At 58.0% G+C, this 17682-nt stretch carries 13 protein-coding genes; all 13 read left to right on the forward strand.

Features of this window, described 5'->3' with window-relative positions; all coding sequences use genetic code 11:
- Positions 1–39: 39 nt before the first annotated feature.
- Positions 40–2415: an outer membrane protein assembly factor BamA gene (bamA, locus tag RGM3321_RS10610; protein ID WP_244393011.1), complete on the forward strand. Its 2376-nt coding sequence runs from the start codon at positions 40–42 to the stop codon at positions 2413–2415.
- 45 nt (positions 2416–2460) lie between these two features.
- Complete coding sequence (locus tag RGM3321_RS10615; RefSeq protein ID WP_002554721.1) at positions 2461–2964, forward strand: OmpH family outer membrane protein; 504 nt, start codon at positions 2461–2463, stop codon at positions 2962–2964.
- A 2-nt stretch (positions 2965–2966) separates the two neighbouring features.
- Entirely contained in the window at positions 2967–4022 is a 1056-nt protein-coding gene (gene lpxD, locus RGM3321_RS10620) for a UDP-3-O-(3-hydroxymyristoyl)glucosamine N-acyltransferase (protein WP_244393012.1), read from the forward strand.
- Positions 4023–4131: 109 nt separating this feature from the next.
- Entirely contained in the window at positions 4132–4572 is a 441-nt protein-coding gene (gene fabZ, locus RGM3321_RS10625) for a 3-hydroxyacyl-ACP dehydratase FabZ (protein ID WP_002554719.1), read from the forward strand.
- Positions 4569–5345 carry an acyl-ACP--UDP-N-acetylglucosamine O-acyltransferase gene (lpxA, locus tag RGM3321_RS10630; RefSeq protein ID WP_002554718.1) on the forward strand — a complete coding sequence of 259 codons (777 nt, stop codon included), beginning with the start codon at positions 4569–4571 and terminating at the stop codon, positions 5343–5345. The genes fabZ and lpxA overlap by 4 nt, the downstream gene beginning before the upstream one ends.
- Before the next feature lie 2 nt (positions 5346–5347).
- Positions 5348–6490 carry a lipid-A-disaccharide synthase gene (lpxB, locus tag RGM3321_RS10635; protein ID WP_244393013.1) on the forward strand — a complete coding sequence of 381 codons (1143 nt, stop codon included), beginning with the start codon at positions 5348–5350 and terminating at the stop codon, positions 6488–6490.
- An 11-nt stretch (positions 6491–6501) separates the two neighbouring features.
- Complete coding sequence (rnhB, locus tag RGM3321_RS10640; protein WP_244393014.1) at positions 6502–7155, forward strand: ribonuclease HII; 654 nt, start codon at positions 6502–6504, stop codon at positions 7153–7155.
- Positions 7156–7224: 69 nt separating this feature from the next.
- The gene (dnaE, locus tag RGM3321_RS10645; protein WP_244393015.1) at positions 7225–10746 is read left to right on the forward strand and encodes a DNA polymerase III subunit alpha; all 3522 of its coding nucleotides are present in this window, start codon (positions 7225–7227) and stop codon (positions 10744–10746) included.
- Positions 10747–10874: 128 nt separating this feature from the next.
- Positions 10875–11822 carry an acetyl-CoA carboxylase carboxyl transferase subunit alpha gene (locus RGM3321_RS10650; protein ID WP_244393016.1) on the forward strand — a complete coding sequence of 316 codons (948 nt, stop codon included), beginning with the start codon at positions 10875–10877 and terminating at the stop codon, positions 11820–11822.
- Positions 11823–11974: 152 nt separating this feature from the next.
- A complete protein-coding gene (gene tilS / locus RGM3321_RS10655) occupies positions 11975–13312 on the forward strand; it encodes a tRNA lysidine(34) synthetase TilS (protein WP_244393017.1) in 1338 nt (445 codons plus the stop codon).
- A gap of 263 nt (positions 13313–13575) precedes the next feature.
- Positions 13576–15207, forward strand: coding sequence for a CTP synthase (locus RGM3321_RS10660; RefSeq protein ID WP_244393018.1), 1632 nt, complete (start codon positions 13576–13578; stop codon positions 15205–15207).
- Between the two features lie 14 nt (positions 15208–15221).
- Positions 15222–16067, forward strand: a complete 846-nt coding sequence (gene kdsA, locus RGM3321_RS10665; RefSeq protein ID WP_244393019.1) for a 3-deoxy-8-phosphooctulonate synthase — start codon at positions 15222–15224, stop codon at positions 16065–16067.
- Positions 16068–16206: 139 nt separating this feature from the next.
- The gene (gene eno / locus RGM3321_RS10670; protein ID WP_057421376.1) at positions 16207–17493 is read left to right on the forward strand and encodes a phosphopyruvate hydratase; all 1287 of its coding nucleotides are present in this window, start codon (positions 16207–16209) and stop codon (positions 17491–17493) included.
- The last annotated feature ends 189 nt before the right edge of the window (positions 17494–17682 follow it).

The raw sequence follows: 17682 nt of genomic DNA on the forward strand, positions 1-17682 counted from the left end.
GCAGTTTGTTTATTGCCAGTTGGAATAAGAAAGGACTTCATGAAACGTCTGCTGCTAACTGCGGTTCTTTCCGCACTGATGATCGCTGAAGTTCACGCCGAGTCCTTCACCATCTCCGATATTCGTGTCAACGGCCTCCAGCGGGTATCCGCCGGCAGTGTCTTTGGTGCGTTGCCGCTGAACGTAGGCGAGCAGGCGGACGATGGTCGTTTGGTCGATGCTACCCGTTCGCTGTTCAAAACCGGTTTCTTTCAAGATATCCAGCTGGGTCGCGATGGCAACGTACTCGTCATCAACGTTGTCGAGCGTCCTTCGGTTGCAAGTATCGAAATCGAAGGCAACAAGGCCATCTCCACCGAAGACCTGATGAAGGGGCTGAAACAGTCCGGTCTGGCCGAGGGTGAAATTTTCCAGCGGGCAACCCTTGAAGGTGTGCGTAACGAGCTGCAACGCCAATACGTTGCCCAGGGCCGTTACTCTGCCGAGGTTGACGCCGAGGTCGTTCCACAGCCGCGCAACCGCGTGGGCCTGAAAATCAATATCAATGAAGGCACCGTCGCCTCCATTCAGCATATCAACGTGGTGGGTAACACGGTCTTCTCCGACGAGGACCTGACCGACCTGTTCGAGCTCAAGACCAGCAACTGGCTGTCGTTCTTCAAGAATGATGACAAATACGCCCGTGAAAAGCTGTCGGGTGACCTTGAGCGTCTGCGTTCGTACTACCTCGATCGCGGCTATATCAACATGGATATCGCCTCGACCCAGGTCTCGATCACGCCGGACAAGAAGAACGTGTACATCACGGTCAACATCAACGAAGGCGAAAAATACAGCGTCAAGTCGGTCAAGCTCAGCGGTGATCTGAAGGTTCCTGAAGACCAGGTCAAGTCCCTGCTGCTGGTACAGCCGGGTCAGGTGTTCTCGCGCAAGGTCATGACCACCACGTCCGAGCTGATCACCCGTCGTCTGGGGAACGAAAGCTACACCTTCGCCAACGTCAACGGCGTGCCGACCCCGAACAACGAAGACCACACGGTCGACATCACCTTCGTCGTCGATCCTGGCAAGCGTGCGTACGTCAACCGCATCAACTACCGCGGTAACACCAAGTCGGAAGACGAAGTGCTGCGTCGCGAAATGCGTCAGATGGAAGGCGGCTGGGCTTCGACCTACCTGATCGACCAGTCGAAAACCCGTCTGGACCGTCTGGGCTTCTTCAAGGAAGTCAACGTCGAGACGCCGCCTGTTCCGGGCACCGACGATCAGGTTGATGTGAACTACGCCGTTGAAGAGCAGGCATCCGGCTCGATCACCGCCAGCGTCGGCTTTGCGCAAAGCGCCGGTCTGATCCTCGGTGGTTCGATCAGCCAGAACAACTTCCTCGGTACCGGTAACAAGGTCAGCATCGGCCTGACCCGCAGCGAATACCAGAGCCGTTACAACTTCAGCTACGTCGATCCGTACTACACGCCGGACGGTGTCAGCCTGGGTTACAGCGCGTTCTACCGCACCACCAACTACGATGACCTCGACGTTGATGTTGCAAGCTACGCAGTAGACAGCCTGGGTGCCGGTATCAACCTCGGCTACCCGATCAGCGAGACCTCGCGCCTGACCTACGGCCTGACCGTGCAGCAGGATGAGATCAAGACCGGCAAGTACACCGTTGACGAGATCTTCGACTTTGTCGAAAAAGAAGGCGACAAGTACCTGAACTTCAAGGGCTCGATTGGCTGGTCTGAATCGACTCTGAACAAAGGCGTGCTGGCGACCCGTGGTCACTCGCAAAGCCTGGTGTTCGAATCCACCTTGCCGGGCAGCGACCTGTCGTTCTTCAAGCTGGATTACCGTGCTCAGTACTTCCACCCGATCACCGACAACTACACCCTGCGTCTGCACACCGAGCTGGGTTATGGCGACGGTTACGGTTCGACCTCGGGTCTGCCGTTCTACGAGAACTACTATGCCGGTGGTTTCAACTCGGTTCGTGGCTTCAAGGACAGCACGCTCGGTCCGCGCAGCACGCCGAGTAACGGTTCAAAACCCGGCACGTTGGCCGATCCGGACCAGGATCCACTGCCGTTCGGTGGTAATGCCCTGGTGCAGGGTGGCGTAGAAGTCATGTTCCCGCTGCCATTCGTCAAGGACCAGCGTTCCCTGCGCACCTCCGTATTCTGGGATGTCGGCAACGTATTTGATACAAACTGCGATTCCAGCAGGAAGACAGCCAGTGGCAAAAATGTCGAATGCAACAACATCGACCTTTCCGGCATGGCCAGCTCTGTGGGTATCGGCGTCACCTGGATCACTGCGCTCGGTCCTTTGAGCTTCGCCTTGGCGATGCCGATCAAGAAGCCGGACGACGAAGCAGAAACACAGGTCTTCCAATTCTCCCTGGGTCAGACTTTCTAAGCGTCTGATCTTTGATAACGCAACGAATTTTGTAGGAGTTGTATTGTGCGTAAGTTGACTCAATTGGTACTGCTGGCAACCGTTCTAGTCGCAAGCCCTGCATTTGCCGACATGAAAATTGCTGTACTGAACTATCAGATGGCCTTGCTGGAATCTGACGCTGCCAAGAAATACGCTGTCGATGCCGAGAAGAAATTCGGCCCGCAACTGACCAAGCTGAAAAGTCTGGAAAGCAGCGCCAAGGGTATTCAGGATCGTCTGGTGAGCGGCGGTGACAAAATGGCTCAGCCTGAGCGCGAGCGTCTGGAGCTTGAATTCAAGCAAAAAGCGCGTGACTTCCAGTTCCAGTCCAAAGAACTGAACGAAGCCAAGGCCGTTGCTGACCGCGAAATGCTCAAGCAGCTCAAGCCTAAGCTGGACCAGGCTGTTGAAGAAGTCATCAAGAAAGGCGGCTTTGACCTGGTTTTCGAGCGCGGTGCAGTGATTGACGTCAAGCCTCAATATGACGTTACTCGCCAGGTCATCGAGCGCATGAATCAGCTGAAGTAACCATGAGCATAACCATCAAGCTCGGCCAGCTGGCCGAGTTCCTTGGTGCCACGTTACGTGGCGACAAGGATATCGAAATCACCGGGCTGGCCACTTTGCAAGAGGCCGGCCCTGGTCAAGTCAGTTTCCTGGCAAATCCCAAGTACCGTAAATTGCTGGTCGATACCCAGGCCACTGCCGTGCTGCTCAAGCCTGCAGACGCCGACGGTTACGCCGGTAATGCGCTGGTGGTTCCTGATACTTATCTGGCCTACGCACGCATTTCGCATTTTTTCGATCCCAAGCCTAAAAGTATCGCAGGCGTTCATCCGACGGCAGTGATTGCCGAGGACGCACTGATTGATCCTGCTGCCAGCATTGGCGCTTTTGCTGTGATCGAGAGCGGTGTGCGCATTGCAGCAGGTGTCACTATCGGTGCCCACTGTTTCATCGGCGCTCGCTGCGAGATCGGTGAGGGCGGCTGGCTGGCCCCGCGGGTAACGCTTTATCATGATGTGCGCATTGGCAAGCGCGTGGTCATCCAGTCGGGTGCCGTGCTGGGTGGCGAAGGCTTTGGCTTTGCCCAGGATAAAGGTATCTACCACAAGGTTGCACAGATCGGTGGCGTGACCCTCGGTGATGACGTCGAGGTTGGCGTCAACACGGCGATTGATCGTGGTGCGCTGGCTGATACGCGAATTGGCAACGGTGTGAAGCTGGATAACCAGATCCAGATCGCCCACAACGTACAGATTGGCGATCACACGGCAATGGCTGCGTGTGTCGGCATCTCCGGAAGCACCAAGATAGGCAAGCACTGCATGCTGGCTGGCGGTGTCGGTCTGGTGGGGCATATCGAAATTTGCGATGGCGTTTTCATCACCGGCATGACGATGGTGACGCATTCCATTACCGAGCCGGGTTCCTACTCGTCGGGTACGGCCATGCAGCCAGCCGCAGAGTGGCGCAAGAGCGCAGCTCGTCTGCGCAAGATCGATGACATGGCGCGGCGTCTGCAAAAGCTCGAAAAGGCTGTCGAGACGGTGACCTGCTCCGATAATCGCTCATCTGATGGCTGATACCTTTTTAATATCAAGCGTGCACAGTCGATAAACTGCCTCCTTGATGTAGAGGGGTGCTGCGCAGTCGCGACGCACCCCTAATCTTTACTACAGGCTTCCCCTCGAAATGATGGACATCAAAGAAATTCGCGAATACCTGCCTCATCGTTACCCGTTCCTGCTGGTGGATCGCGTGACCGAGCTGGATATCGAGAACAAGAACATTCGCGCCTACAAGAATGTCAGCGTCAACGAGCCTTTTTTCAACGGCCACTTCCCTGAGCATCCCATCATGCCGGGTGTTTTGATCATCGAAGCTATGGCGCAGGCTGCCGGTATTCTTGCGTTCAAGATGCTCGACTCCAAGCCATCAGACGGTACGCTCTATTATTTCGTGGGCTCGGACAAACTGCGTTTCCGTCAACCGGTTCTGCCGGGCGACCAACTGGTTCTTGAAGCGAAGTTCCTGAGCAGCAAGCGTCAGATCTGGAAATTCGAATGCAAGGCTACAGTTGACGGCAAGGCGGTATGCTCTGCCGAAATCATCTGTGCGGAACGTAAACTATGAGTTTGATTGACCCTCGCGCAATCATCGATCCGACGGCCATTCTGGCCGACAACGTTGAGGTTGGCCCCTGGTCGATCATCGGAGCCGGTGTGGAAATTGGCGAGGGTACAGTCGTCGGTCCTCATGTTGTCCTCAAGGGACCAACCAGGATCGGCAAGCACAATCGCATCTACCAGTTCTCATCGGTGGGCGAAGACACGCCTGACCTGAAATACAAGGGCGAGGAAACCCGTCTTGTCATCGGCGATCACAACGTGATCCGTGAAGGCGTGACCATCCACCGCGGGACTGTTCAGGACCGTGCTGAAACCACGCTCGGCGATCACAACCTGATCATGGCTTATGCGCACATCGGCCATGACAGTGTGATCGGCAACCACGTGATTCTGGTCAATAACACTGCTCTGGCAGGCCACGTTCATGTCGATGACTGGGCTATCCTGTCCGGTTTTACCCTTGTGCATCAGTTCTGCCACATCGGTGCGCACAGCTTTTCCGGCATGGGTACGGCCATCGGCAAGGACGTTCCGGCGTTCGTGACGGTGTTTGGCAACCCGGCGGAGGCGCGCAGCATGAATTTCGAAGGCATGCGCCGTCGTGGTTTTTCCGAAGAAGCCATTCATGCACTGCGCAGAGCCTACAAGACGGTCTATCGTCAGGGGCTGACCATCGCGCAGGCGGCGGCCGATCTTGCTGAGCCGGCTGCGCAATTTCCTGAAGTGGCCGTATTCCTTCAGTCTATTCAGACGTCGACCCGCGGTATCATTCGCTAATCATGACCAGGCCATTATGTATCGCTCTGGTCGCTGGTGAAGCATCCGGCGATATCCTCGGCTCGGGTCTGATGCGTGCCCTCAAGGTGCGCCATTCCGATATCCGTTTCATCGGCGTGGGTGGCCCGCTGATGGAGGCTGAGGGCATGCAGTCCTACTTCCCGATGGAGCGCCTGTCGGTGATGGGGCTGGTCGAGGTGCTTGGCAGGCTGCGTGAGCTGCTGGCCCGGCGCAAGCTGCTGGTACAGACCCTCATCAATGAAAAGCCGGACGTCTTCATCGGCATCGATGCCCCCGACTTCACACTCAATATCGAACTTCAGCTACGCCGCGCGGGCATCAAGACCGTGCACTATGTCAGCCCGTCAGTCTGGGCCTGGCGTCAGAAGCGTGTGCTGAAGATTCGTGAAGGCTGTGACCTGATGCTGACATTGTTGCCATTCGAAGCCCGATTCTATGAAGAGAAGGGCGTACCGGTACGTTTTGTCGGTCATCCGCTGGCAGACACCATCCCTCTGCAGTCGGATCGCGCCGCAGCCCGCGCAGGCCTTGGTTTTGCTCAGGAAGCGCCCGTTGTTGCGCTGATGCCGGGCAGCCGGGGCGGCGAAGTAGGGCGTCTGGGCGGGTTGTTTTTCGATGCTGCCGAGCTTCTTCTCGCGCAGCGTCCTGGCTTGCGCTTTGTACTGCCTTGCGCCAGCCCTCAGCGGCGGGTTCAGATAGAGCAGTTGTTACAAGACCGCAATCTGCCAGTCACGCTGCTCGACGGTCAGTCACATGTGGCGCTGGCAGCATGCGATGCGGTACTGATCGCCTCCGGCACCGCGACTCTGGAAGCCCTGCTCTACAAGCGACCGATGGTGGTGGCCTACCGTCTGGCGCCGCTGACCTTCTGGATACTCAAGCGGATGGTCAAAAGCCCTTACGTGTCGCTGCCTAACCTGCTTGCCCAGCACCTGCTGGTGCCAGAACTGCTGCAGGATGACGCCACCCCCGAAGCGTTGGCCCGGACGCTGTTGCCGCTGATCGATGACGGTCAGGCACAAACCGCAGGCTTTGATGCCATTCACCGTATTTTGCGCCGAGATGCGTCCAATCAGGCCGCTGATGCGGTGTTGAGCCTGCTCGGCCAGTCGTCTTCACTGTGAGGTCGCCCATCATGGAAACAGGTCTGGATTTCACACTCGTCGAGGATCTGGTAGCAGGTGTTGATGAAGTGGGCCGCGGTCCGCTGTGCGGCGCGGTTGTGACGGCGGCAGTCATTCTCGACCCTGACCGGCCTATTCTCGGGCTCAACGACTCAAAGAAGCTGACTGAAGCCCGGCGCGAAAAGCTCTACGTCGAAATTCAGGAGAAGGCCCTGTGCTGGTTCATTGCCCGGGCTGAAGTTGAAGAAATCGACCAATTGAATATTTTGCACGCCACGATGCTGGCCATGAAACGTGCCGTCGAGGGGTTGAGTATCACGCCGAAGCTGGCACTCATCGACGGCAACCGTTGCCCGCAGTTGTCAGTGCCTTCTGCGCCGGTTGTAAAGGGCGACTCCAAGGTGCCTGCCATCGCGGCCGCATCGATTCTCGCCAAGGTTAGCCGGGATCGGGAAATGGCAGCGTTCGAACTCATCTATCCGGGTTATGGCATCGGTGGGCATAAGGGTTATCCTACGCCGGTGCATCTGGAGGCATTGGCCCGGCTCGGACCTACGCCCATTCATCGACGCTCCTTTGCACCCGTGCGTGCAGCCCATGAGGCGCGAGCATCCATAATGATCGGCGGGTCGATCCCGCTGCCAGTCGGTTTATTGCAGGACTGACGTTTCATCCCGGGCCCGTTACAATCCTGCCCTTCGTTTTTTTGTATTTTCGCGTTTTATAGGATCACCATGCCGGCTTCTTTCGTTCATCTACGCCTGCACACCGAATACTCGCTGGTTGACGGTCTGGTCCGGGTCAAACCGTTGATCAAGTCGCTGACAGGCATGAACATGCCTGCCGTGGCGGTGACCGACCAGAACAACATGTGTTCGCTGGTCAAGTTCTACAAGGCCGCGCAAGGCTCCGGCATCAAGCCGATCTGTGGTGTCGACTTGTGGCTGGCGGGCAGGGATGAAGACGCTGCGCTCAGTCGCATCAGCTTGTTGGCCATGAATGCCCAGGGCTATCGGAACCTGACCGAACTGATTTCCCGTGGTTTTATCGAAGGCCAGCGCAACGGCCAGATCGTCATCCAGCGCCAATGGGTCGCGCAGGCCAGTGAAGGCGTGATTGCGCTTTCCGCTGCAAAGGAAGGCGAGATCGGCATGGCGTTGCTCGGCGGCAACCCCGGCGAGGCGGACGAACTGCTGCGCGAATGGATGGCGGTATTTCCCGAGCGTTTCTATATCGAAGTGCAGCGCACCAATCGCAACAATGACGAAGAGCATTTGCACGCCGCTGTCGCCTTGGCCGAACGCCACGGTGCGCCGCTGGTTGCGACCAACGATGTGCGTTTCATCAAGCAGACTGATTTCGAAGCCCACGAGACTCGCGTGTGTATTGGCGAAGGCCGGGCGCTGGACGATCCGCGTCGCTCGCATAACTACAGCGATCAGCAATACCTGAAAAGCCCGGAAGAGATGGCCGAGCTGTTCAGCGATCTGCCCGAGGCGCTGGAAAACACCGTCGAGATCGCCAAGCGCTGCAACATCGACGTCAAGCTGGGCACTCACTTTTTGCCCAACTTCCCGATTCCCGATGGCATGACCATCGATGAGTATTTCCGCAAGGTCTCGTTCGATGGCCTCGAAGAGCGTCTTGCCGTCCTGTTGCCCAAGGACACCACCGAAGATTACGAAGCCAAGCGTCAGGTGTATGTCGACCGGCTGAATTTCGAGCTGGATATCATCATCCAGATGGGTTTTCCCGGCTACTTCCTGATCGTTATGGACTTCATCCAGTGGGCCAAGAGCAACGGCGTGCCGGTAGGTCCGGGCCGTGGTTCGGGTGCCGGATCGCTGGTTGCCTATGTACAGAAGATCACCGACCTCGACCCGCTGGAATACGACCTGCTGTTCGAACGCTTCCTGAACCCGGAGCGGGTTTCCATGCCCGACTTCGACGTCGACTTTTGCATGGATGGTCGTGACCGGGTGATCGAATATGTGGCCGAGAAGTACGGTCGCAACGCGGTCAGCCAGATCATCACCTTCGGTTCCATGGCCGCCAAGGCGGTGGTGCGTGACGTGGCGCGTGTGCAGGGCAAGTCTTACGGGCTGGCTGATCGTCTGTCGAAGATGATCCCGTTCGAAGTCGGCATGACCCTCGAAAAAGCCTACGAGCAGGAAGAGATTCTTCGCGATTTCCTCAAGGTGGATGAGGAAGCTGCGGAAATCTGGGAGATGGCGCTCAAGCTTGAAGGCATTGTGCGTAACGTGGGCAAGCACGCTGGTGGTGTGGTCATTGCCCCGACCAAGCTGACCGACTTCTCGCCGATCTATTGCGATGAAGCCGGTGACGGTCTGGTGACCCAATTCGACAAGGACGATGTCGAGGCTGCGGGGCTGGTGAAGTTCGACTTCCTCGGTCTGCGTACCCTGACCATCATCGACTGGGCGCTCAAGACCATCAACCGCGACCGCGCCAAGGTCAACGAAGAACCGCTGGACATCGCGTTCATCCCCCTCGATGACATGCCGACGTATCAGTTGTTGCAGCGCGCCGAAACCACTGCGGTGTTCCAGCTTGAGTCGCGTGGCATGAAAGAGCTGATCAAAAAGCTCAAGCCCGACTGCCTGGAAGACCTTATCGCACTGGTGGCGCTGTTCCGTCCCGGCCCTCTGCAATCGGGCATGGTGGACGACTTCATCAACCGCAAACACGGTCGTGCGGAGCTGTCCTACCCGCACGTCGATTATCAGTACGAAGGCCTGAAGCCGGTACTGGCGCCGACCTACGGCATCATTCTGTATCAGGAACAGGTGATGCAGATTGCGCAGGTCATGGCCGGTTACACCCTTGGCGGTGCGGACATGCTGCGTCGTGCAATGGGTAAGAAAAAGCCAGAGGAAATGGCCAAGCAACGCGGCGGTTTCATTGAGGGTTGCAAAACCAACAACATCGAGCCGGACCTTGCCGGTAACATTTTCGACCTGGTGGAGAAATTCGCCGGTTACGGCTTCAACAAATCCCACTCGGCTGCCTACGGGCTGGTGTCGTATCAGACCGCCTGGCTGAAGACTCACTACCCGGCACCGTTCATGGCTGCCGTATTGTCGGCGGATATGCACAACACCGACAAGGTCGTGACCTTGATCGAAGAAGTGCGCACGATGAAGCTGCGCCTCGACGCGCCGGACGTGAACACGTCGGAGTTCAAGTTCACGGTAAGCGACGATGGCCGCATTCTTTACGGGCTTGGCGCCATCAAAGGGGTGGGCGAGGGGCCGGTCGAGGCGATTACCGATGCGCGTAAGAACGGGCCGTTCAAGGACCTGTTCGATTTCTGCGCCCGCGTCGACCTCAAGCGGGTCAACAAGCGAACCCTGGACGGTCTGATTCGCAGCGGTGCGCTGGATCGTCTCGGGCCGTACTTCGAACTGGAGCCCAAGGCCTATCAGGCCAACATCGATCGTAACCGCTCGGTGCTGCTTGCCGCGCTGGAAGAAGCGATTCAGGCGGCAGAGCAGACCGCGCGCAGCCACGACAGCGGTCACGCGGACCTGTTTGGCGGCCTGTTCGTTGAAGCGGATGCCGATGTTTACGCCAATCATCGCAAGACCCGCGAGATTAGCCTCAAGGATCGTCTGCGCGGTGAAAAGGAAACCCTGGGGCTGTACCTGACCGGGCACCCGATCGATGAATACGAAGGCGAGATTCGCCGCTTCGCTCGTCAGCGGATTATCGACCTCAAGCCTGCCAGAGACACCCAGACGGTGGCCGGTCTGATCATTGCATTGCGCGTAATGAAGAACAAGAAGGGCGACAAGATGGGGTTCATTACCCTGGACGACCGCTCTGCACGTATTGAAGCGTCGCTGTTTGCCGAAGCGTTTCATTCGGCTCAATCACTGCTGCAGACCGATGCTATGGTGGTGGTCGAAGGCGAAGTCAGTAATGATGACTTCTCCGGAGGGCTGCGGTTGCGTGCCAAGCGGGTCATGAGTATCGAAGATGCGCGCACCAATCTGGCCGAGAGCCTGCGAGTGACGGTACGCGCCGAAGCACTCAAGGGCGACCGGCTGCGTTGGTTGGGTGATCTGTGCAAGCGCCATCGCGGCGCTTGCCCGATCACTGTGGACTACACGGGGCAGGACGCCCGTGCATTGCTGCAATTGGGAGAAGCATGGCGCATTGATCCCGCTGACAGCTTGATTCAAGCTCTGCGTGACCAGTTCGGACGTGAGAACGTCTTTCTCCAGTATCGTTGAACGCCGCAGGCACGACTTGCGCTCAACCCTGAATTTTAATTTCGACCTGACCGCGCCTGTTCCGAGCAGGAAAGGCGCAGACGGATCAACCGGCCGGCCTCTTGGCCGTCGACCCAAGACGGATGCCTATGAACCCGAATTTTCTTGATTTCGAACAGCCTATCGCTGACTTGCAGGCCAAAATCGAAGAACTGCGCTTGGTGGGTAACGACAATTCGCTGAACATCGGCGACGAGATCTCCCGGCTGCAAGACAAGAGCAAGACGCTTACCGAAAGCATCTTCGGCAATCTGACCAGCTGGCAGATCGCGCGCATGGCACGCCATCCGCGTCGTCCCTACACGCTGGACTACATCGAAAACATCTTTACCGAGTTCGATGAGCTGCACGGTGATCGTCATTTCTCCGATGACGCAGCAATCGTCGGCGGTATTGCCCGTCTCGACGGCCAGCCGGTCATGGTTATCGGTCACCAGAAAGGTCGTGAAGTGCGCGAGAAGGTTCGTCGCAACTTCGGCATGCCGCGTCCCGAGGGCTATCGCAAGGCTTGCCGTCTGATGGAGATGGCCGAACGCTTCAAGATGCCGATTCTGACCTTCATTGACACACCGGGTGCCTATCCTGGTATCGATGCAGAAGAGCGCAACCAGAGCGAAGCGATTGCCTGGAACCTGCGCGTGATGGCCCGTCTCAAGACGCCGATCATCGCTACCGTTATCGGTGAAGGCGGTTCCGGTGGTGCGCTGGCCATTGGCGTCTGTGATCAGTTGAACATGCTGCAGTACTCGACTTACGCGGTGATCTCCCCGGAAGGCTGCGCGTCGATTCTGTGGAAAACCGCCGAGAAGGCACCGGATGCTGCTGAAGCCATGGGCATCACAGCTGATCGCCTGAAAGGTCTGGGCATCGTCGACAAGGTTATCGCCGAGCCGCTGGGCGGTGCACATCGCGACCCGGTTGCTGCCGCTGCGTTGATTCGTGAAGAACTGAGCAGCCAGCTGGCGATGCTCAAGGCGTTCGATAACGACGCGCTGCTGGCCCGCCGTTATGACCGTCTGATGAGCTACGGTCTGTAAGCTGCGTCGCCCCGATTGTTTCCACGTCTTGCGGGCTTCTGCCCAAAGGGCGTGGGAGCGAACCGCGCGACGTTTCGTTTGTTCGCGAAAGGGCTGGCTTGAGCACTGAAGCGGTCAGTGCGTGAATAAGCGAAGTCCGGTGAGAAACACCAATGACCACCTCCACACACAGCGGTCATGACCTTCCTGCCAGGCTCCTTCAGGCTTTGGCTCCCTGGCGCAACGCGCCAACCTGGCATATCGGCTTTTCCGGTGGCCTCGATTCCACGGTGCTGTTGCATCTTCTGGCTAAGCTCGCCAAGTGCGAAAGCCTGCCTGTCTTACACGCCATTCATGTTCATCACGGCCTGCAGGCCGCAGCCGATGCGTGGCCTGAACATTGTCGGCAGGTTTGTCAGGCGCTGGGTGTGGCATTTGAGCTGGTTCGGGTAAACGTCGAGCCTGGTCCGAGCATCGAGCAGGCTGCCCGGCAGGCGCGTTACACCGCGTTCACTGACAGGCTGGCTGAGAGGGATGTGTTGCTCACCGGTCAGCACCGTGACGATCAGGCCGAGACCCTGTTGTTCCGTCTGCTGCGCGGCGCTGGTGTGCGCGGTCTGGCTGCGATGCCCGATCAGCGAGTTCTGGGGCGTGGGCATTTGGTGCGACCGCTGCTGGCAGTGTCTCGTGCCGAACTTGAAGGCTACGCGCATCAGCACGGCCTGAATTGGGTCGAAGACCCGAGCAACGACGACTTCCGATTCTCGCGCAACTTCTTGCGCAGTGATGTGATGCCATTGCTGACCTCCAGATGGCCTCAGGCAGCGACCAGTCTGGCGCGCACGGCGGGCCACCTTGGCGAAGCACAGCAACTGCTGGACGAGCTTGCCGTGCAGGATCTGACCAGTGCCCAGGCCACGACGCCATTTGCCTGGCTTGGCTTGCCGGTGCTGAGACTGGGCCCGCTTGCCGTTCTGTCCGCAGCAAGGCAGCGCAATGCACTGCGCCACTGGCTTGCGCCGCTGACGCGTCTGCCGGACACCGATCACTGGGCTGGCTGGGAGGCATTGCGCGACTCGGCGCAGGATGCCCGTCCGCTGTGGCGGCTTGCCGATGGCGAGCTGCACAGGGCGCAGGGCAGCATCTGGTGGGTGCCAGCTGACTGGGGGCACGTCTGTCACCCGGTAACAGACTGGCCCGACTGCCGCACACCGTTGCACTTGCCGGGCAATGGCTGGGTAAGCCTTGAAGGTGATGTGCCGTGTGGCGCTCTGCAAATCCGCTACCGTCAGGGAGGAGAGGTGATGCACCTCGGCGGACGCGGCAGTCGTGATCTAAAACGGCTGCTAAATGAGCAGGCTGTACCGGTTTTTCTGCGCGGCAGATTGCCGCTGCTCTACTGCGATAATGACCTTCTGGCTGTCGCCAACCTGCCTGGACTGGACGGATCGCCCAATGAAAGCTGGCGTTTGCACTGGGTTGTACCGACCAGCGACCAAAGTTTGAGCTGAAAGGCCCTTTCAGGTAGACTACGCTCCCTTCTTGATACAACTTCTGTTGGTTCTTTTGAAACAATGCAAGTTGCCGGTTACCAACCAGTGTTTACTGGGTAATTCTTAAAATGTAGCGCGCACCACACTGGCTCAGGCCGGTCGGTTTCAACGCAGCAGTTTCGGGAGTGCACCGTGAATTTTGTCGGTAATCGGGGGCTTCGGCCTTCCTTCGCTATCCCCGGCGGCTCTGACCGCTTTAACGCAGACTTCTAGGGTTTTTCATGACGCGCTACATCTTCGTCACGGGCGGTGTTGTTTCTTCATTGGGGAAAGGCATTGCCTCGGCTTCATTGGCGGCCATCCTGGAGGCGCGGGGACTCAAGGTCACCATGCTCAAACTGGATCCCTACATCAACGTGGACCCAGGCACCATGAGCCCGTTCCAGCACGGTGAGGTGTTCGTCACTCACGACGGCGCCGAGACCGACCTGGACCTTGGTCACTACGAGCGGTTCATCCGCACCACCATGACCCAGAACAACAACTTCACCACCGGCCGTGTGTACGAACACGTCCTGCGCAAAGAGCGCCGTGGTGATTATCTGGGGGCGACCATTCAGGTCATTCCGCATATCACCGACGAAATCAAGCGCCGCATCATCAAGGGTGCAGGCGATGCCGACGTGGCGCTGGTCGAAATCGGCGGTACGGTGGGTGACATCGAGTCGCAGCCGTTCCTCGAGGCCATCCGCCAGTTGCGTTTCGAAGTCGGCGCACGCCGCGCGATGCTGATGCACCTGACGCTGGTGCCGTACATCGCCACTGCCGGCGAGACCAAGACCAAGCCGACTCAGCATTCGGTGAAGGAATTGCGCTCCATCGGTCTGCAGCCTGATGTGCTGGTATGCCGCTCCGATCACCCGATCGACGTGTCCTCGCGTCGCAAGATCGCTCAGTTCACCAACGTTGAAGAGCGTGCGGTTATCGCCCTTGAAGACGCGGACACCATCTACAAGATCCCGGGCATCCTGCATTCGCAAGGCCTGGACGATTTCGTGGTCGAGCGCTTCGGCCTGCAATGTGAGGGTGCCGATCTGTCCGAGTGGGACAAGGTCGTCGACGCCAAGCTCAACCCCGAGCACGAAGTCACCATCGCGATGGTCGGCAAGTACATGGAATTGCTCGACGCCTACAAGTCGTTGATCGAAGCCATGAGCCACGCCGGTATCACCAACCGTACCAAGGTGAACCTGCGTTATATCGATTCCGAAGACATCGAAAACCAGGGCACCGGCCTGCTGGAAGGCGTGGATGCGATTCTGGTTCCAGGCGGCTTTGGCCTGCGCGGCGTCGAGGGCAAGATCACTGCCGTCCAGTTTGCACGGGAAAACAGGGTGCCGTATCTGGGCATCTGCCTGGGCATGCAAGTGGCGGTCATCGAGTTCGCACGTAACGTGCTGGGCTGGAAAGACGCCAACTCCACCGAGTTCAACCGTACCAGCGCGCACGCCGTGGTGGGTCTCATCACCGAGTGGGAAGATGCCACCGGCGCAGTCGAAACTCGTACCGAAAGTTCCGATCTGGGCGGCACCATGCGTCTTGGGGCGCAGGATTGCCAGCTTGAAGCCGGTTCGCTGGTACACGACTGCTACCGCAAGGACGTGATTGTCGAGCGTCATCGTCATCGCTATGAAGTGAACAACAACCTGCTGCCACAACTGATCGAGGCTGGCCTGAAGATTTCCGGTCGCTCCGGCGACGGTGCGCTGGTTGAAGTGGTCGAAGCACCGGATCATCCATGGTTCGTCGCTTGCCAGTTCCACCCGGAATTCACTTCCACGCCCCGTGACGGTCATCCGCTGTTCAGTGGTTTCGTCAAGGCGGCACTGGCTCAACATCAGAAAAATTCCTGACAGGGACTTCACACATGGCTCAGAAAACAATTCGCGTAGGTTCGATCGAGATTGCCAACGATAAGCCAATGGTGCTGTTCGGCGGCATGAATGTACTCGAATCCCGGGATATGGCCATGCAGGTCTGTGAAGAGTACGTAAAGGTGACCGAAAAGCTCGGTATCCCTTACGTGTTCAAGGCCAGCTTCGACAAGGCCAACCGCTCTTCGGTGAATTCTTACCGCGGGCCGGGCCTTGAAGAGGGCATGCGTATTTTCGAAGAGATCAAGCGCACCTTCAACGTGCCGCTGATCACCGACGTGCACGAGCCTCATCAGGCTGCCGTGGCTGCCGAAGTGTGCGACATCATCCAGTTGCCGGCCTTTCTGTCGCGTCAGACCGATCTGGTCGTTGCGATGGCGAAGACCGGCGCAGTCATCAACATCAAGAAAGCCCAGTTTCTCGCACCTCAGGAAATGAAACACATCCTGACCAAGTGCGAAGAGGCGGGTAATGATCAGTTGATTCTCTGCGAGCGGGGTTCCAGCTTCGGTTACAACAATCTGGTGGTGGACATGCTCGGCTTCGGCGTCATGAAGCAGTTCGAATACCCGATCTTGTTCGATGTGACACACGCCCTGCAAATGCCGGGTGGTCGCTCCGATTCTGCCGGTGGCCGCCGCGCTCAGGTCCTGGATCTGGCCAAGGCCGGCATCAGCCAGAATCTGGCCGGCCTGTTCCTTGAAGCGCATCCGGACCCTGACAACGCCAAATGCGACGGCCCGTGTGCCCTGCGTCTGGACAAGCTGGAGCCGTTCCTGGCCCAGCTCAAGTCACTGGATGAACTTGTCAAAAGTTTTCCGATCGTAGAGACCGCTTGAACAGGGTTCTCCGGTAAAGTGCCGTTCCCCGTCATTCGTGACGGGGTTGTCGCATTCAGGCCTGCCTTTTTCTGCGTCTGACTGCGAGCATTGTTTTCCCAGCTGCGTCGTTTTCGTCAATCTTGGAGTGTTTACAACAATGGCAAAAATCGTCGACATCAAAGGTCGTGAAGTTCTCGACTCCCGTGGCAATCCCACTGTGGAAGCAGATGTGGTCCTCGATAACGGCATCGTTGGCAGCGCCTGCGCGCCGTCTGGTGCTTCAACCGGCTCGCGCGAAGCGCTGGAGCTGCGCGATGGCGACAAGAGCCGTTACATGGGCAAGGGCGTTCTGAAGGCTGTAGCCAACATCAACGGCCCTATCCGTGACCTGCTTCTGGGCAAGGACCCGGTTGACCAGAAGGCTCTGGATCACGCGATGATCAAGCTGGACGGCACCGAGAACAAGGCAAGCCTGGGTGCAAACGCAATTCTTGCGGTCTCCCTGGCAGCTGCCAAGGCGGCGGCTCAGGATCAGGATCTGCCGCTGTACGCGCACATCGCCAACCTCAATGGCACACCGGGCGTGTACTCCATGCCGGTGCCGATGATGAACATCATCAACGGTGGCGAGCATGCCGATAACAACATCGATATCCAGGAATTCATGATCCAGCCTGTCGGCGCCAAAACCTTCGCTGAAGGCCTGCGCTGGGGCACCGAGATTTTCCATCACCTCAAGGCAGTGCTCAAGGCGCGTGGCCTGAACACCGCTGTCGGCGACGAAGGCGGTTTCGCCCCCAACCTTGCGTCCAACAAAGACGCGCTCGACGCTATTGCCGAAGCCGTCGCCAATGCGGGTTACACGCTGGGCACCGACGTGACCCTGGCGCTGGACTGCGCGGCGAGCGAGTTCTACAAGAACGGCAAGTACAAACTCAGCGAAGAGGGCGAGTACAGCTCCGCCGAGTTTGCCGAATACCTTGCCGAGCTGACGCGCAAGCATCCGATCATTTCCATTGAAGACGGTCTGGACGAGTCTGATTGGGATGGCTGGAAAGTTCTCACCGACAAAATTGGCGAGAAAGTCCAGCTGGTCGGTGACGACCTGTTCGTGACCAACACCAAGATCCTGAAAGAAGGCATCGACAAGAAGATTGCCAACTCGATTCTGATCAAGTTCAACCAGATCGGCTCCCTGACCGAAACGCTGGAAGCCATTCAGATGGCCAAAGCGGCCGGTTACACTGCGATCATCTCTCACCGTTCCGGTGAAACCGAAGATTCGACCATTGCCGACCTGGCTGTGGGCACGTCTGCCGGTCAGATCAAAACCGGTTCGCTGTGCCGCTCCGACCGCGTCTCCAAGTACAACCAACTGCTGCGCATCGAGGAGCAATTGGGCTCCAAGGCCGCGTATCGTGGTCGTGCCGAGTTTCGCGGTTGAGCCATAGATGGTAAAAAGACGCAGAGTGCTGCACAGACTCGAGTCACCTGACTTGCCTGTACAGCTCCGATGCTGACGCTCCGCGGTAATCTGGAGTGATTGAGCCTGGCTTATGTCAGGCTCAATGCCCTCAGTCGTTTGTTCTTCACGTTGGCTCTGCTGTCTTTTTTACTGGGTACCTGATATTTC

Source organism: Pseudomonas sp. RGM 3321 (assembly GCF_022836805.1).
Lineage (GTDB): Bacteria > Pseudomonadota > Gammaproteobacteria > Pseudomonadales > Pseudomonadaceae > Aquipseudomonas.